The sequence below is a fragment of the Sphingomonas sp. AX6 genome, assembly GCF_902506605.1.
Classification (GTDB): Bacteria; Pseudomonadota; Alphaproteobacteria; order Sphingomonadales; family Sphingomonadaceae; genus Sphingomonas.
Map to the genome: position 1 here is coordinate 740,323 of NZ_LR733979.1, position 15,071 is coordinate 755,393.

At 65.6% G+C, this 15,071-nt stretch carries 16 protein-coding genes; 8 read left to right on the top strand and 8 right to left on the bottom strand.

Annotation, left to right across the window (positions count from 1 at the left end):
- Nucleotides 1-119 precede the first annotated feature (119 nt).
- On the bottom strand, nucleotides 120-437 hold the full coding sequence (locus ENHY17A_RS03680) for a 2Fe-2S iron-sulfur cluster-binding protein (RefSeq protein WP_159710182.1): 318 nt from the start codon (nucleotides 435-437) through the stop codon (nucleotides 120-122).
- A 66-nt stretch (nucleotides 438-503) separates the two neighbouring features.
- On the opposite strand from ENHY17A_RS03680, the gene ENHY17A_RS03685 reads away from it, so the two are divergent.
- The 3 genes from ENHY17A_RS03685 to ENHY17A_RS03695 all read left to right on the top strand — a co-directional run bounded on the left by ENHY17A_RS03685 (nucleotide 504) and on the right by ENHY17A_RS03695 (nucleotide 2,390).
- Complete coding sequence (locus ENHY17A_RS03685; protein ID WP_159710184.1) at nucleotides 504-1,130, top strand: DNA-3-methyladenine glycosylase family protein; 627 nt, start codon at nucleotides 504-506, stop codon at nucleotides 1,128-1,130.
- Nucleotides 1,131-1,218: 88 nt separating this feature from the next.
- A complete protein-coding gene (locus ENHY17A_RS03690; RefSeq protein ID WP_236547731.1) occupies nucleotides 1,219-1,932 on the top strand; it encodes a LytTR family transcriptional regulator DNA-binding domain-containing protein in 714 nt (237 codons plus the stop codon).
- A 62-nt stretch (nucleotides 1,933-1,994) separates the two neighbouring features.
- Nucleotides 1,995-2,390: a UrcA family protein gene (locus ENHY17A_RS03695; RefSeq protein ID WP_159710186.1), complete on the top strand. Its 396-nt coding sequence runs from the start codon at nucleotides 1,995-1,997 to the stop codon at nucleotides 2,388-2,390.
- A gap of 29 nt (nucleotides 2,391-2,419) precedes the next feature.
- On the opposite strand, the gene ENHY17A_RS03700 is transcribed toward ENHY17A_RS03695, so the two are convergent.
- From ENHY17A_RS03700 to xseA, 3 genes are read right to left on the bottom strand one after another with little or no spacing between them, the layout of a single operon-like run.
- The gene (locus tag ENHY17A_RS03700) at nucleotides 2,420-3,358 is read right to left on the bottom strand and encodes a M23 family metallopeptidase (RefSeq protein ID WP_159710188.1); all 939 of its coding nucleotides are present in this window, start codon (nucleotides 3,356-3,358) and stop codon (nucleotides 2,420-2,422) included.
- A complete protein-coding gene (locus ENHY17A_RS03705) occupies nucleotides 3,358-3,558 on the bottom strand; it encodes a DUF2093 domain-containing protein (RefSeq protein ID WP_159710190.1) in 201 nt (66 codons plus the stop codon). Before ENHY17A_RS03705 ends, ENHY17A_RS03700 begins: the two co-directional genes overlap by 1 nt.
- A 24-nt stretch (nucleotides 3,559-3,582) precedes the next feature.
- Entirely contained in the window at nucleotides 3,583-4,962 is a 1,380-nt protein-coding gene (gene xseA, locus ENHY17A_RS03710; protein ID WP_159710192.1) for an exodeoxyribonuclease VII large subunit, read from the bottom strand.
- Here xseA and purD point away from each other — a divergent pair.
- Both purD and ENHY17A_RS03720 read left to right on the top strand, forming a co-directional pair.
- On the top strand, nucleotides 4,961-6,223 hold the full coding sequence (purD, locus tag ENHY17A_RS03715) for a phosphoribosylamine--glycine ligase (RefSeq protein ID WP_159710194.1): 1,263 nt from the start codon (nucleotides 4,961-4,963) through the stop codon (nucleotides 6,221-6,223). The two genes, xseA and purD, sit on opposite strands and share 2 nt — an antisense overlap.
- A 69-nt stretch (nucleotides 6,224-6,292) precedes the next feature.
- Nucleotides 6,293-6,958 carry a hypothetical protein gene (locus ENHY17A_RS03720; protein ID WP_236547732.1) on the top strand — a complete coding sequence of 222 codons (666 nt, stop codon included), beginning with the start codon at nucleotides 6,293-6,295 and terminating at the stop codon, nucleotides 6,956-6,958.
- Nucleotides 6,959-7,045: 87 nt separating this feature from the next.
- Here ENHY17A_RS03720 and ENHY17A_RS03725 read toward each other — a convergent pair whose 3' ends face one another.
- Nucleotides 7,046-8,353 (bottom strand): hemolysin family protein, encoded by a 1,308-nt coding sequence (locus tag ENHY17A_RS03725; protein WP_159710196.1) that lies wholly within the window; start codon nucleotides 8,351-8,353, stop codon nucleotides 7,046-7,048.
- A 186-nt stretch (nucleotides 8,354-8,539) separates the two neighbouring features.
- On the opposite strand from ENHY17A_RS03725, the gene ENHY17A_RS03730 reads away from it, so the two are divergent.
- Nucleotides 8,540-9,217 carry an OmpA family protein gene (locus tag ENHY17A_RS03730; protein WP_159710198.1) on the top strand — a complete coding sequence of 226 codons (678 nt, stop codon included), beginning with the start codon at nucleotides 8,540-8,542 and terminating at the stop codon, nucleotides 9,215-9,217.
- A gap of 96 nt (nucleotides 9,218-9,313) precedes the next feature.
- Nucleotides 9,314-10,198, top strand: coding sequence for an alpha/beta fold hydrolase (locus ENHY17A_RS03735; RefSeq protein WP_159710200.1), 885 nt, complete (start codon nucleotides 9,314-9,316; stop codon nucleotides 10,196-10,198).
- A 6-nt stretch (nucleotides 10,199-10,204) separates the two neighbouring features.
- Here the strand turns inward: ENHY17A_RS03735 and ENHY17A_RS03740 are convergent, their stop codons facing one another.
- Entirely contained in the window at nucleotides 10,205-10,810 is a 606-nt protein-coding gene (locus ENHY17A_RS03740; RefSeq protein WP_159710202.1) for a malonic semialdehyde reductase, read from the bottom strand.
- Between the two features lie 37 nt (nucleotides 10,811-10,847).
- The gene (locus ENHY17A_RS03745) at nucleotides 10,848-11,423 is read right to left on the bottom strand and encodes a NifU family protein (protein WP_159710204.1); all 576 of its coding nucleotides are present in this window, start codon (nucleotides 11,421-11,423) and stop codon (nucleotides 10,848-10,850) included.
- Nucleotides 11,424-11,585: 162 nt separating this feature from the next.
- Between ENHY17A_RS03745 and ENHY17A_RS03750 the strand changes: the two genes are divergently transcribed.
- Nucleotides 11,586-14,474, top strand: coding sequence for a M16 family metallopeptidase (locus tag ENHY17A_RS03750; RefSeq protein ID WP_159710206.1), 2,889 nt, complete (start codon nucleotides 11,586-11,588; stop codon nucleotides 14,472-14,474).
- Here the strand turns inward: ENHY17A_RS03750 and ENHY17A_RS03755 are convergent.
- A complete protein-coding gene (locus tag ENHY17A_RS03755; protein WP_236547733.1) occupies nucleotides 14,471-14,974 on the bottom strand; it encodes a GAF domain-containing protein in 504 nt (167 codons plus the stop codon). The two genes, ENHY17A_RS03750 and ENHY17A_RS03755, sit on opposite strands and share 4 nt — an antisense overlap.
- Nucleotides 14,975-15,071 lie beyond the last annotated feature (97 nt).

Here is a 15,071-nt window from a genome sequence, read left to right on the forward strand (position 1 = left end):
CAAAGTGCCGGGGTCCACCGGGCGGCCCGGTTCGCGCTCTGAGGATTGGACGCAGCGCAAGCGGCTGAGTGGACCCCGGCACTTCGGCCGGGGTGACAAAAAGAGTTAGGGGTCGGCCCTCAATCCTCCGCGGCGATCTTCACCCGCAACCCGTTCAATGCGCTCGTGAACTGGATCTGGCACGCCAGCCGCGACGTTTCATCCCGGTCCATCGACGAATCGAGCAGGTCGTTCTCATCCTCGCTCATGGCGACCAGTTTGCCCGCAAATTCCGGGTCGACATGGACGTGGCAGGTCGCGCACGAACAGCAACCGCCGCACAGCGCCAGCAATTCGTCGAAGCCATTGTCCCGGATCACTTCCATCACCGACAGTCCGACTTCGCCCTCGACGGTGCGTTCTTCCCCATCGCGGGTGACGACGATAAGCTGCGGCATATAATCCCTCCACTGGTTCGCCCGCCGCCATGCCGCGCGGACGCGTCAAACTCAAGAGAAACGCCGATGGGCCTGACCGCAGACCATTTGAAGACCGCGCTCGATGCGCTGGCCACGCGCGAGCCCGCCTTCGCCGCCGGACTGGCGCGCGCTGGCTATCCCGAACCCCGCATCCGCGAACCCGGCTATGCCACCTTGCTGCGCACCATCGTCGGCCAGCAAGTCAGCGTGGCGGCAGCGGCATCGGTGTGGAACAAGCTCGATGCGATTCTGGACGGTCGCGCCGAAGACCCGCACGCGCTGCTTGCCGCCAGCGACGAAGCACTGAAATCGGCGGGACTGTCGCGCCAGAAGCTCGGCTATGCGCGCAGTCTGGCCGGGCTAGTGACGAACGGCGAACTCGATCTCCACAATCTGCCCACAGACGACGAGGAAGCGATTGCCGAGCTGACCCGGATCAAGGGCATCGGGCGCTGGTCGGCGGAAATCTATCTGTTGTTCGCCGAAGGACGCACCGACATCTGGCCCGCGGGCGACCTGGCGGTGCAGATCGAGGTCGGGCGGTTGCTGGGCCATGCCGACCGCCCCAACGAGAAGCTGACCCGCGAAGTCGCGGAAGGCTGGCGTCCGCATCGCGGCGCGGCGGCGATCTTTGCCTGGCACCATTACCGCGTCGATATGGACGTCATCTGAGCAACCGTTCGTCGCAAAGCCGCACGAACCCCTCCCCTTGTCCCGCCCAAACTGATATAGCGCGCTAATACACCGAAGGGAGGCGCCTATGCATACAATAGGGGGCGCACCGAACGGGCTGGCAGCGATCCTCTGCCTCAGCTTCGACCACCGAGCCGAACTGGCGGGTCTGCGCGCGTTCAAAGCGGCGCTGGCCGACTTGCCGTTCGTCGTCAGCGCGGTCGAGGTGTCGGGCGCCTGCGACCTGATCGTGGAGGTCCGTTTTGCCGACATGGCCGATTATCGCGCGCGGCTGGACGCGCTGTCCGAGCCGCTCGCGCACTATGTGACGCGGATCGAAACCAGCTTCGTCTGTGCGCCGATCGACGTGCCGCAACCCTCGGGTGCCGATCCCGACCCGGTATTCTGGGTCCGCTGCGACGACGGCCATCGCCGGATCGCCGCGCGCGATATCGACCGGGTAACGGCGGAGCGCGATTATGTGCGGTTGCATGTGGGAATTTCGAGCTGGCTCTATCATGGGCGCATTCACGAATTGGCGGACCGGCTGTGTCCGTCCCCCTTCATCCGACTGCATCGCTCCGCATTGGTGCGGCACGATCATATCGACCGCTTCGTCCACCACGGACGGCGCTGGACCGCGCGACTGGTGGACGGAGCCGAACAACCGGTTTCGCGTGGCTGTGTCCCTGACATGCTGCGAATGATCGGCGACCGTTCGTCGATGCACGCGCCGCCTTCGTCGATTTCGGTACGCCCGGTCGAACCGCGACCGACGGCGGTCGAAAACCTCGTGCGTTAGTCGCACAATACACCCAGTCTCCCTCCATGGTCGCGGATTCGAGCATGTGGAGGAGAGAGAAGATGACTGCCGAACATATGAAATTCATGGTCCGGTTCGTGACCGCGATCGGTGCCGTACTCGCAACCGGGCTGGTATTGTCCCCGGCGATCGGCGCGGAAAAGCCCCAACAGAAAAAAGTTGTCGTAACGAGCGAGCGATTGCCCACGCGAGTCGTCCAGACCATCGACCTGAACTTGGCGTCGGATCAAGGACGCGAGCGGTTGCAGTGGCGAATCACAGGGGCAGTGCGTTCGCTGTGCGGCGATAGAGGCCGTGAACCGCTGACGATCGAGTTGGATCGGCGCAACTGCCGCAGCTTCGCCTTTGCCAGCGCAAAGCCGCAAGTCGAAGCCGCCATCGCCCGCGCGCAATATGCCGGACGGAGCGCAGGGCCGATCGTGGTCGCCGCGCGCTAACCCCCGGTTCCCGAGCGCCGGTGGCCGTCCTATTCGGCCGCCGGCATCGGGCCTGCGAGCAGCAGCGGGTCAATCCGCGCATCCCACCATTTCATGCCCCAGTGCATGTGCGGTCCGGTCGCGCGTCCGGTGCTGCCGACGGTGCCGAGGCGCTGGCCGCGACGAACGGTGTCGCCTTCGCGCACGTCGATCCGGTCCATGTGCAGGAACGCGCTGTTCAACCCCATGCCGTGGTCGATCATCAGCAACCGGCCCTCCAACGTGAACTCGCCCGGCGTTGCCAGCACCACCACGCCGTCGGCGGGTGCCATCAGCGGCGTGCCGGTGGGGCGGGCGACATCGACCCCCGAGTGATAGCTGCCGGGCTCGCCGCGATAGATGCGTTGCGCGCCGAATAGCCCCGATAGGCGCCCCGTCACCGGCCACAGGAATTGCTGACGCCAGCCTTGCGCGCCCGTATCCTTCGCCCGTGCGGCGTTGATCTGGGCGAGTTCGGGGGCGCGGCGGCGTTGGAATTCGGCGCTGGGTTGGGAAATGCGGGCAAGCGAATTGAGCCGCTCGATCCGCCAGGCCCGCGGGGCGACCGCAATGGCCTGGGTCACGCGGCTGCCGTCGCGACGCTCGGCGACCAAGGTCGCGGTCGCGGTCGCATCGCGATCGAAAGCCAGGACGAAGCGGCCATCGCTTGCGAACCGCACCGGCGTCGCGTTCAGCGTCAGTCGGGTCGTCCCCGTCGGCACGTTGCCCAGCATCAGACCGCCCTGGATCGCCTGACCCTCGAGCGCGATTCGGGTGGCTCGGGGCAGGCGCGCGGGCGTCGTCAGCGCGACCGGCGTGACTGCAACCGGCGTCGCTGGGGCGACCGCCGGGCTCCACGATGCGCGCCGCACGGGGGAAGGCAGCGCCGATGCGCAACCAATCAACAACAGCGAAATGGCGGCGCCCGCCCCCCAGCGCGCCCAGTTCATCACGCGGCGGCCATCGCTTTGGTCGCAATCTCGGCGCTGGCATAGGGTTGCTGCGTCTCGACACTCCAATAGCGGAGTTCATCAAGGGGGATTTGCTCGCCGCTGACCGCGCACACGACATGGTCGCCGCTTGCCAGCATCCGAAAGCCGTTGGCCATATAATGGAGCCGCGCCGCGCGGCTGTTGTTCGACATGAGCATGGATTTCGTCCGTTCGATTTCGGGTCAGAACAGGTCGGGCTGTTCGGGCACGGTCCCAGCATAGGATTTGCCGCCCGCGCGCTCAACCTTTGCATCGACCTCACCGTCCCTGAAGTGGAGACGGAGCGCACCGGCTGCGCGCGCTTCGGCGGCAGTCGCGGCGACCTTGCCGCTGGTCCGCGCCTCGACCCAGGCATAGCCACGCTCCAGAGGACGGTTGGGATGCGCCGCCACCAGCAGCCGCTCCATGTCCGCCAGCCGCTGCCGCGCCGACCCCAGCCTTGCCTCAAGCGCAGCGGGTCGCAATGCGCCCGCCACCCGGTCGAGCTGCCGCCGCGCCACATCCGCGCGCCGTTCCAGCCCGCGCCCCAGCCGCTGGGCGGCATCATCCACCCGCTGGCGTTGCGGCCCCAACAGCGCGTCACGCTTCGGCATGACGCGCACCAATGCGGCAAGCTGTTCTGCTCCGCGTTCCCGATACCGGATCGCGCAACGCTCGGTCCGCGCGCCCAACGTCGTCAGCGTGTAGGTGAGGTCCGCGAGCACCGGCACCGCGATTTCCGCCGCCGCGGTCGGCGTCGGCGCGCGAAGGTCGGCGGCGTAATCGCCCAGCGTCGTGTCGGTCTCATGCCCGACCGCCGAGATGATCGGGATCGAGCATTCGGCGATGGCGCGCACCACCGCTTCCTCGTTGAACGCCCACAAATCCTCGATCGACCCGCCGCCGCGCGCGACGATCACCAGATCGGGCCGCGCCACCGGACCACCCGGCGCAATCGCGTCGAAGCCGCGGATGGCCGCCGCGATCTGTCCCGCCGCGCTCTCGCCCTGCACCTGTACCGGCCAGACGATGACATGGCTGGGAAAACGGTCCTCCAGCCGGTGGAGGATGTCGCGGATGACCGCGCCTGTCGGCGACGTCACCACCCCGATCACACGCGGCAGATAGGGGAGCGGGCGGCGCGCCTTGCCCTTGGCGAACAGCCCTTCGGCCTCGAAGCGCGCCTTGTTCTTCTCAAGCAGCGCCATCAGCGCGCCTTCGCCCGCCACCTCCATCTTGTCGATGACGATCTGGTATTTCGAACGTCCCGGATAGGTCGTGACCCTGCCGGTCGCCACCACCTCGATCCCGTCCTGCGGCACGAACGCCAGCGCGCCCGCAGCACCCCGCCACATCACCCCGTCGATGACCGCATCGGCATCCTTCAGCGTCAGATAGACATGGCCCGATGCTGCGCGCTTGTACCCCGAAATCTCGCCCTTCACCCGGACATGGCCGAATTCGCGCTCGACCATCCGTTTCAGATTGCCCGAAAGCTCGCCCACGCTCAGCGGCGCGGCGTTGTCGCCGGGCGAACTCTCGGCTAGCAGGCGCGCAGTCGTATCAAACAGGGGATCCGCCATGAACGTCCTTCTGATCGGGTCGGGGGGCCGTGAACATGCGCTGGCGTGGAAGCTGGCGCAATCGCCGACCCTGACTAAGCTTTACGCCGCGCCGGGCAACCCCGGCATCGCGAACCATGCCGAAATCGCAGACATCGCGGCGACCGACCAGCGTGGGATCATTGATTTCTGTCTGAGAAATTCGATCGAATTCGTGGTCATCGGCCCCGAGGCGCCGTTGGTCGAGGGGCTCGGCGACAATCTGCGCACCATGGGCATCGGCGTGTTCGGCCCCGACAAGGCGCCCGCGCAGTTGGAGGGGTCGAAGGGCTTCACCAAGGATCTCTGCCGCCGCGCCGATATCCCCACCGCAGGCTATGCGCGGGTCACCTCGCTGGACGGTGCCCGCGCCGCGCTCGGCGATTTCGGGCTGCCGGTGGTCATCAAGGCCGACGGTCTGGCTGCGGGCAAGGGCGTCACCATCGCCATGTCGCACGCGGAAGCCGAGAAAGCGATCGCCGCCCTGTTCGACCGCCCCGGCGGCGAAGCGGTGATCGAGGAATTTCTGGACGGCGAGGAAGCCAGCCTCTTCGTGCTGACCGACGGCACCAACCTGATGCCGTTCGGATCGGCACAGGATCACAAGCGCGTGGGCGAAGGCGACACCGGCCCCAATACCGGCGGCATGGGCGCATACAGCCCCGCCCCCGTGCTGACCCCTGCGCTGGAGCAACAGGCGATCGACGAGATCGTGCGGCCGACGGTACAGGCGCTGGCCGACATGGGCATGCCCTATTCGGGGGTGCTCTATGCCGGGCTGATGCTCACCAATACGGGTCCGAAGCTGATCGAATATAACGCCCGGTTCGGCGATCCCGAATGTCAGGTGCTGATGGCGCGGCTCGACGACGACCTGCTCGACATCATGGTCGCGACCGCGACCGGCAAGCTGGGCGAGCGCGCGTCTGCAAAGTTCAGCGATCACCATGCAATGACCGTGGTGGTCGCCGCCAAAGGCTATCCCGGAACACCCATAGCGGGCGGTGCGATCACCGGCATCGATGCGGCCGAAGCCAGCGGATCGGTGACGGTGTTCCAGGCCGGGACCAAAGCCGATGGCGATACGCTGCGCGCACAGGGTGGCCGCGTGCTGACCGTCACCGCGACCGGCCCCGATCTGCGTGCGGCACGCGACTCCGCTTATCGGGGCGTCGCGGCGATCGGGTTCGATGACGGCTTTTGCCGCAGCGACATCGGCTGGCGCGAACTGGCGCGGGGCTGAACGTCATTTGGTTGTCGCGCCCTGCCGGTCTATCACCGCAGCGGGGCCGATCATGCGTAAGGGTGCATCATGGAAGAAAAATCGCTGCAATCGACCTCACCGCTCGGCGCTGTCGACGTGATGGGGACCATCACCACGGTCCATCTGATCCTGATCGCGCTATTTGCGGTCGCGGCAGTGATGGTCATCGTCTGGGGTGCCAAACGCCGCCGCGCGAAGCGGCACGCGCTGGCCGAACTCGAATCCGAAGGTCGCCTGCAAACGGTCGATAGCGATGCGCCCGCGGCGCCCGCCGAAACGCTAACCGAACCGGCACGCCAGGCACCGCAGCCGGTCGAGCGGGTAGCCGAGCCCGCAGCCTCCTCGCCGGTCATCGCGCCCGTATCCGAAGCGATTTCGCAGCCGGTGCCCGTCGCACCGCCGCCGCCGCCGATCGTGGAGACGCCGGTCGAGATCATCGCTGCCCCGGTCGCGGCACCCGAGCCTTCAGCCAACGCTGGCGATCTGACCCGGCTAAAGGGACTGGGTCCGAAAGTCGCCGCGCGGCTGGCCGAATTGAACGTCACCCGCATCGCTGACCTCGCCGCGCTGAACGATGCGCAGGCCGCGGACCTCGACGCGCAACTGGGCAATTTCAGGGGCCGCATGGCTCGCGACAAATGGATCGAACAGGCGCGGCTGCTGGATGCAGGCGACATCGCCGGTTACGAAGCTCAGTTCGGGAAATTGGGCTGAGCCCGAACGCGACTTTACCCCATCGCGCCGTCTATCAACCCAATCCGTTTGGGGGTACATCGCAAGACCGGGCCTCGGCCGAACCAATTAATCCCGCTGTTCGACCAGCAACTTATCGATCTTGCGTCCGTCCATATCGACGATCTCGAAACGCCAGCCCTGCTCGGTGAAATGATCGCCTTCCTCGGGCAACCGCTTGATCACCGACAGCGCCAGTCCCGCCACGGTCGCGAAATCGCGGTCTTCGGGCAGGTCGATGCCGATGCGTTCGGCGAGTGCGTCGGCGGGCATCTGACCCGACACCAGCAGCGATCCGTCCTCGCGCTTCACGACATGCGGCACGTCGTCGGCATCTGCGTCCGACGCGAAATTGCCCGCGATCGCCGCCAAAAGGTCTGCCGGCGTCACGATCCCTTCGAAATGGCCATATTCGTCATGGACCATGCCCATCGGCACGCCCGATCGACGCAGCACGGTCAACGCGTCCATCGCATCGACCTGATCGGGCAGTACGGGCGCCTCGCGCATCAACGCGCGCAGCGACAGGGTTTCGCGCTTCACTAGCGCGGCAACGATATCGCGTGCCTCGACCACGCCCAGCACCGCATCGATCGATCCTTCGGCGACGATCAGCCGGGTATGCGGCGTTACCGCCAGCCGCGCGAACAGCGCGTCACTGTCGAGATCGGCATCGACCCATTCGACGTCGGTGCGCGGGGTCATCACTTCGCGCACGGGGCGATCCGCCAGCCGCACCACGCCCGAGATGATCGAGCGTTCATGCTCCTCGATCACGCCCGATTTCGTCGCCTCGGCGACCAGCAGATGCAGTTCCTCCGCGGTAATCCGGTCCTCGGATTCGCGGTTCATGCGCAGCAGGCGGAAGACGAGGCCGGTCGATTTGTCGAGCAGCCAGACGAGCGGTGCCGCGACTTTCGACAAAAAGATCATCGGCAGCGAAATCAGCACCGCGATCGGCTCGGGCGAACGCAGCGCGAATTGCTTGGGCACCAACTCGCCGATGATCAGCGAGGCGTAGGTAGTGAGGCCGATGACTAGCGACAGGCCCAGCACATTCGCGGTCGGATCGGACAGCCCGAGCCATAATTCCAGTCGCTCGGCGACCGGCTGGCCCAGGCTTGCCCCCGAATAGGCACCGTTGATGATGCCGATCAGCGTAATGCCGATCTGGACCGTGGACAGGAACTTACCGGGGTCTTCGGACAGCGCGATCGCGGCAGCCGCGCCCTTGCTCCCCTTTTGTGCAGCGCCCTCTAGCCGGGCTTTGCGTGCGGAAACGATGGCGAGTTCGGACATAGCGAACACGCCGTTCATCGCCACCAGACCAAGGATGATCGCGACGTCGAGCCAGGGGAAAGGGAGAGGGTCTGTCATGGGTGACTGTGCGAACCCTTAGCCGCAAGCGGGCTTCGCGTACAACCGGCAATCACCACCTGTCCCGAATGAACAACGGGTCAGCTTCGATGCGAAGGTGGAACAACTCTGCGCGGCGCGGGTTGGGTGGGCATCTCTGGCGGGTGTAACCCCGAAAGACGCCAGCGTAAAAGGAGGACCGAATTTATGAAGATGATCCAGAAACTGTCGATGACCGCCGCGATCGGCGCGCTGACCCTGACCGCTGCCTGCGTCACCGATCCGGTGACCGGCGAGCGCAGCATTTCGAAGACCGCGCTGGGCGGCGTCGGCGGCGCACTGGGCGGGTATCTGCTCGGCGATCTGGTCGGCGGTCGCAACGATCGTACCGCAAAGATCATCGGTGCCGGTATCGGCGGCCTCGCAGGTGCCGGGATCGGCAACTACATGGACCGTCAGGAACGCGCGATGCGTGAACGGACGGCCGGCAGCGATATCGACGTCGTTCGCCAGGGCGACGATCTGTTACTACGCATGCCGTCTGGCATCACCTTTGCCACCGACAGCGCGAATGTCGCACCCCAATTCCGCCCAACGCTGAACGAAGTCGCGGCAGTTCTCGCCGAATATCCCAACACCTATGTCGATGTTTATGGCCACACCGATTCGACCGGTTCGGACGCTTATAACCAGGGCCTGTCGGAACGTCGCGCCGCGGCAGTCGCCAATTACCTGTCGTCGCAGGGCGTGGCCTCGGCTCGCCTCGGCACGCGTGGCTTTGGCGAAACCCAGCCGATCGCATCGAACGACACCGAAGCGGGTCGCGCGGAAAACCGCCGCGTCGAAATCAAGGTCGTGCCGATCGCCGAGAGCGACTTGCGCTGATCTGATACCGAAGCGGTGAAAATGTGCGCGCGGGGCATGCCTCGCGCGCCCATTTTCATGATACCGTCCGCTCGAATCATAACCGGGAGCGGATGCATGAAGACCGAACGGATCGCCCTTTCCACCGGCATCACGCTGAACGTCGCGACCGCAGGCGAGTCAGGCGCACCGCCGCTGATCTTCCTCCACGGCTTTCCCGAATCTCACCGCACCTGGTGCCACCAGATCGCCGAATTCGCGAAGGACCATTTCGTGATCGCCCCCGACCAGCGCGGCTTCGGCGCGTCGGACCAGCCGCAGGACGTGGCGCAATACACGCCCGACAAGCCGGTCGCCGACCTGATCGCACTCGCCGACCATCTCGGCATCGACCGATTTACGCTGGTCGGCCACGACTGGGGTGGCGCCATCGCGTGGATGGCGGCGCTGAACCGGCCCGACCGCATCGAGCGGCTAATTATCGTCAACGCGCCCCACCCGCTCGTTTTTCAGAAATCGCTGATCGACGACCCCGCCCAGCGCGCCGCCAGCCAATATATCACCGCGTTCCGATCGCCGGGTATCGAGGTGCATATCGCCAATATGGGCGTCGAGACCTTTTTCGACACCAGCTTCGCCAAACATGCCGACCCGGCGCTGTTGACGGAGGAAAAGCAGCATTACATCACCGACTGGTCGCGCCCCGGCGCGATAACCGCGATGCTCAACTGGTATCGCGCGAGCGCGATTACCGTGCCCGCGATGGACGAGGACGCGGCGATGCCCGCCTTCGTCACTACCCCCTTCCCGCCCGTCCAGCCGCCGACGCTCGTCATCTGGGGAATGCAGGACAAGGCGCTTCTGCCCGTCCAGCTTGAGGGGCTAGGGGATTACGTCCCCGACCTGACCATCACGCGGATCGGCGACGCCGGGCATTTCGTGCCGTGGGAAAAACCGGAAGCCGTCAACGCGGCGATGCGCGACTGGCTCGCCGCGCACTGACGCGCGTCAGTCGATCCGGTTAAACGTGCCGAAATCGGGACGCGGGCTGCGGTCGAAGATGGTTGAGGGATCGCCCTTGCCGAAGGTCGCGATGAAATTGGCGGTCACGCCCGGCTGATCGGCGAAGAAGGCGGCATTGACCTTATCGCCATCGAACCCCGACATCGGCCCGGTGTCCCAGCCCAATGCGCGCGCGGCGATGATGAAATAGGCACCCTGAAGCGTGCCGTTGCGAAACGCGCTGGTCTTGCGCGCGGCCTTTGCGTCGGCGCTGTCGCCGTCGAACCAGGATTTGGCGTCGGTATGCGGAAACAGCCAGGGGAGCTGTTCGTGGAAATTCTCGTCCATGCCGATGACGACGGCCGCGGGCGCGGCGCGGATCTTGTCCGGATTGGTGCCGGTGGCGGCGTCGGCAAGCCTGTCCTTCGCATCCTGCGACAAACACCAGACGAAGCGCGCAGGCTGCTGGTTGGCGGAAGTCGGCCCCATCTTCACCAATTCGTAGATCGCGCGGATATCCGCCTCGGTGACCGGCGTATGGTCATACCCATTGTAGGTGCGCGCAGTGCGAAAGATCATGTCGAGCGCGGTGTCGTCGAGCGGCTGGGGCATCGGCAGTTCCTGTAAGTTAGCTAGGGTCGCAGACGGCTCAGACCGCGCGGACTTCGGTCACTTCGGGGACGTAATGGCGAAGCAACTGCTCGATCCCGCTTTTCAGCGTCATCGTCGAGGACGGACACCCAGAGCACGCACCCTGCATCTGGAGATAGACCTTGCCCTGGTCGAAGCCGCGAAACACGATGTCGCCGCCGTCATTGGCAACCGCCGGGCGGACGCGGGTTTCGATCAATTCCTTGATCTGCGCGACGATCTCGGCGTCTTCCGGGTTTTCGGCGAACTGAGCATCGGCTGAGGGCACCGCGATCCCGGCGGCCGATCCTGCGCGGAACAGCGGCATGTTGGCCGAGAAATGCTCCATCAATATGCCCAGCACATCGGGCTTCAGGTCGGGCCAATTCACCCCCGGTGCGGCCGTCACCGAAATGAAGTCGCGTCCGAAGAACACGCCGGTCACGTCGCCGAGCGAGAACAATGCTTCGGCCAGCGGCGACGCTTCGGCTTCCTCGGGCGCGGCGAAATCGCGGGTGCCCGCCTCCATCACGACCTGACCGGGCAGGAATTTTAGGGTGGAGGGGTTGGGCGTGGCTTCGGTTTCGATAAGCATGGATGGCATGTGGCGTGAGCGGGCGGTGGGATCAAGGCAAGCGACGGCAACGAAGCGTTTTCCAACCTCCTCGTTCAGCAAGGCGCAAGGTGGGCGCGTCATCCTCGCGTGCCAAATCATTGCCGCTGGCGACACCGTGCTTCACCGCCTAGATTGGACCTTATGAATAGCCTTTCCCGGCGTCTCTCGCGCCTTTCGCTCGTTTCCCTGCTCGCGCTTTCGGTCGCGACCCATGCGCAGACGGTGCAAACCGCGCCGCAATCCGCAGCTGTCGCCGCGCCGCAATCGTCGGGCACGCCCTGGCTGTTCCAGGGCAGCGACATTCCGCCCGATCCCGCCTGGACGTTCGGCGTGCTGCCCAATGGTGTGCGTTATGCCGTGCGCCGCAACGGGGTGCCGCCGGGCCAAGTGTCGATCCGCGTTCGCGTCGATGCCGGATCGCTGATGGAGCGCGAAAGCGAGCTGGGCTATGCGCATCTGCTCGAACATCTCGCCTTTCGCGGTTCCGAACATGTGCCCGACGGCGAATCGAAGCGGGTGTGGCAGCGGCTGGGCGTGACCTTTGGGTCGGACAGCAATGCTTCGACCACGCCGACCAACACCGTCTATAAGCTCGACCTACCGACCGCGACCGACCAGGGGCTGGACGAATCGATGAAGATCGTCGCCGGGATGCTGGAGCGCCCGTCGATAACGAACGCTGCGCTGACTGCCGAGCGTCCGGTGGTGCTGGCCGAACAGCGCGAGCAGCCGGGACCGCAGATGCGTTTCGGCGAAGCGCTGCGCGGGCTGTTCTTCGGTGGCCAGCCGCTCGCCGAACGATCCCCCATCGGCAATATCGAAACGCTGGAGGCGGCGACCGAACAAAGCGTGCGGGCGTTCCACCAGCGCTGGTATCGCCCCGACCGCACCGTCGTCGTGATTGCGGGCGACAAGGACGCCAAGCTGCTCGAACAGATGGTGGTCAAGCACTTTTCCGACTGGAAGCCGACCGGCGCGGCGACCCCGACCCCGGATTTCGGCGATCCCGATCCGTCGCAGCCGACGACCGCGGCGACGGCGGAGTCGTCGTTGCCCCCCGCGGTCAGCTTCGCTTGGCTGCGGCCCTGGTCGATCACCGCCGATACGATCCTGTTCAATCAGGAACGCCTGACCGACCTGCTCGCGTCGCGCATCGTCAACCGGCGGCTCGAAAGCCGCGCGCGCGCCGGGGGAAGCTTCCTGCGTGCGGGTGTCAGCCTGGACGACATTTCCCGCTCGACCAACCTGACCTCGGTCTCGGTCTATCCGCTGGGCGACGATTGGGAAGCGGCGCTCAAGGATGTGCGCGCGGTGATCGCCGCCGCGACGACGCGCGCGCCGACCCAGGCCGAAATCGACCGCGAACTCGCCGAAATCGAAAACGCGATGAACCAGGGGGTCGCTACCGCGCCGGTCGAACCGGGATCGCGGCTGGCCGACACGATGGTCGAGGCGGTGGACATCAACGAGACCGTGGCGTCGGCGCAGGTCAGCTACGACATTTTCAACGAGGCCCGGACCAAGGGCATGTTCTCGCCCGAGCGGGTGCTCGCATCGTCGAAGAAGATCTTCGACGGCGCAGCGCTGCGCGGCATCGTCAACACCCGAACCCCCGACAATACCGCCACCGCCAAGCTCGGCGCGGCGCTCAAGGCCGAAGTCAGCGGTGCCGAGGCGCTTGCCAGTGCCGAGCCAGTGTCGATCGACGACCTTCCGCCGCTGGGCACCCCCGGCACGATAGAAGTGCGTCAGCCGGTGCTGAGCAATCCCGAAATCAATATCGAAGCAATCCGCCTGTCGAACGGCGTCAGCGTCCTGATGTTTCCCAACGATGCGGAAACCAACCGCGTCTATGTCCGGGTGCGGTTCGGCACCGGCCTGCGCGGGCTACCCGCCAAGCAACAGACCGTCGCCTGGGCCGGACCGATGGCGCTGATGCAGTCGGGAATCGGCGACCTCGACCAGGAGAAGCTCGACCGGCTGGTTGGCAATCGCAACATCGGGCTGAGCTTTTCGCCCGACGACGACGCCTGGATCCTGGGCGGGCAGACGACCGCGGCGGACCTGCCCGATCAGTTGCGGCTGCTCGCGGCCAAGCTCCAATATCCGCACTGGGACGCCAATCCGGTGGTTCGCGCGCGCGCCGAAATGCTGGCGGGCTATGCGGCGATGGAGGCATCGCCCGATGGTATATTGGCGCGCGATCTCGAAGGCTTGCTCCGCGATGGCGACTTGCGCTGGGCGACCCCCAGCCGCGCCGCGGTCGAGGCGCTCGATCCGGCGAGTTTCCGCGCCTTCTGGGAACCGATCCTGAAGACCGGCCCCATCGAGGTTCAGATTTTCGGCAATATCGACGGCGAAGCTGCCGCTAAAGCCGTGGCCGCAACTTTTGGCGCGCTCCCGCCACGCGCACCTGCAACCACGACCGGATCGCCGGTGGTATCGGCCACCCCCAATGACGCACCCGTCATCCGCCGTCACACCGGCCAGCCCAATCAGGCGGCGGCCGTCATCGCCTGGCCGACATCGGGCGGTAGCGGCGCGATCTCCGAAAGCCGCAAGCTCGAAATCCTCGCGGCAGTATTCCGCGACCGCGTGCTCGACGAACTGCGCGAACGCACCGGCACCAGCTATTCGCCGACCGTGCTCAGCCAGTGGCCGGTCGGGCTCGACGCCGGTGGGCGCATTATGGCGCTCGCCTCGGTCGCGCCCGATCAGACCAAGTTCTTTTTTGAAGCCGCGCGAAAGATCGCCGCCGATCTGGTCGCCACCCCGATCACCCCGGACGAACTCCAGCGTGCGGTTCTGCCGACCGTGCAACAGACGATGCGCATGTCGAGCGGCAACAGCTTCTGGATGCAGCAGACTGCGGGCGGCACCCGCGATCCTGCGCGGATACAGGCTGTGACGACGCTGGTGCCCGATTATCAGCAGACGACGCCTGCCGAAATTCAGGCACTGGCAGCCAAATATCTGGGCGCGGACAAGGATTGGTCGATGGTGGTGCTGCCGGAGGAGGATACGAACTAACCGTGGATCGCCACCTTGCTCCCCAACAGCGCGGACAATTGCCGCGCCATTCGCTCCATCGCCTCCACCACTGCGGCGACGGCGACCGAATGGGGCCGCGGGTCGATCGCGCATAAGGTGCCGAAAAAGCGTCCATCCTCAAGAAAGATCGGAAAGGACGCATAGCTTTCGAAGCCGTAGAGCATCGGCACCGGGTGGGTGCGCCAATCCGCATGACCGCGCACATCGTCGATCACCACCGCCTGGCCCGACTGGCGGATATCGTTGCAGATGGTGGTGTTGATATCGAGTTCGTCGCCGGGGTTCATGCCGAATTCGATGCGATCGACCACCTGGCATGCGATCCAGCGTTCTTCGGTGACGCGTGCCATCGCGGCAAAGCCCATGCCGGTCACCCGGCAGACTTCCTCCAGTATCGCGCGGATCGCCGGTTCGTCCCCCAGCGCCGCCGACTCGCTAGAAAGCTCGTCGCGCATCTCTGCCCCCAGTAGCGGGAGCATGACATAAGTTGCGCGCGACGCAATATGCCGAACACACGAGGGATTCCGGGCAACAATCGCAGTCGATCCGGACGCGTGTTTGCACCCGGCAGCGCCA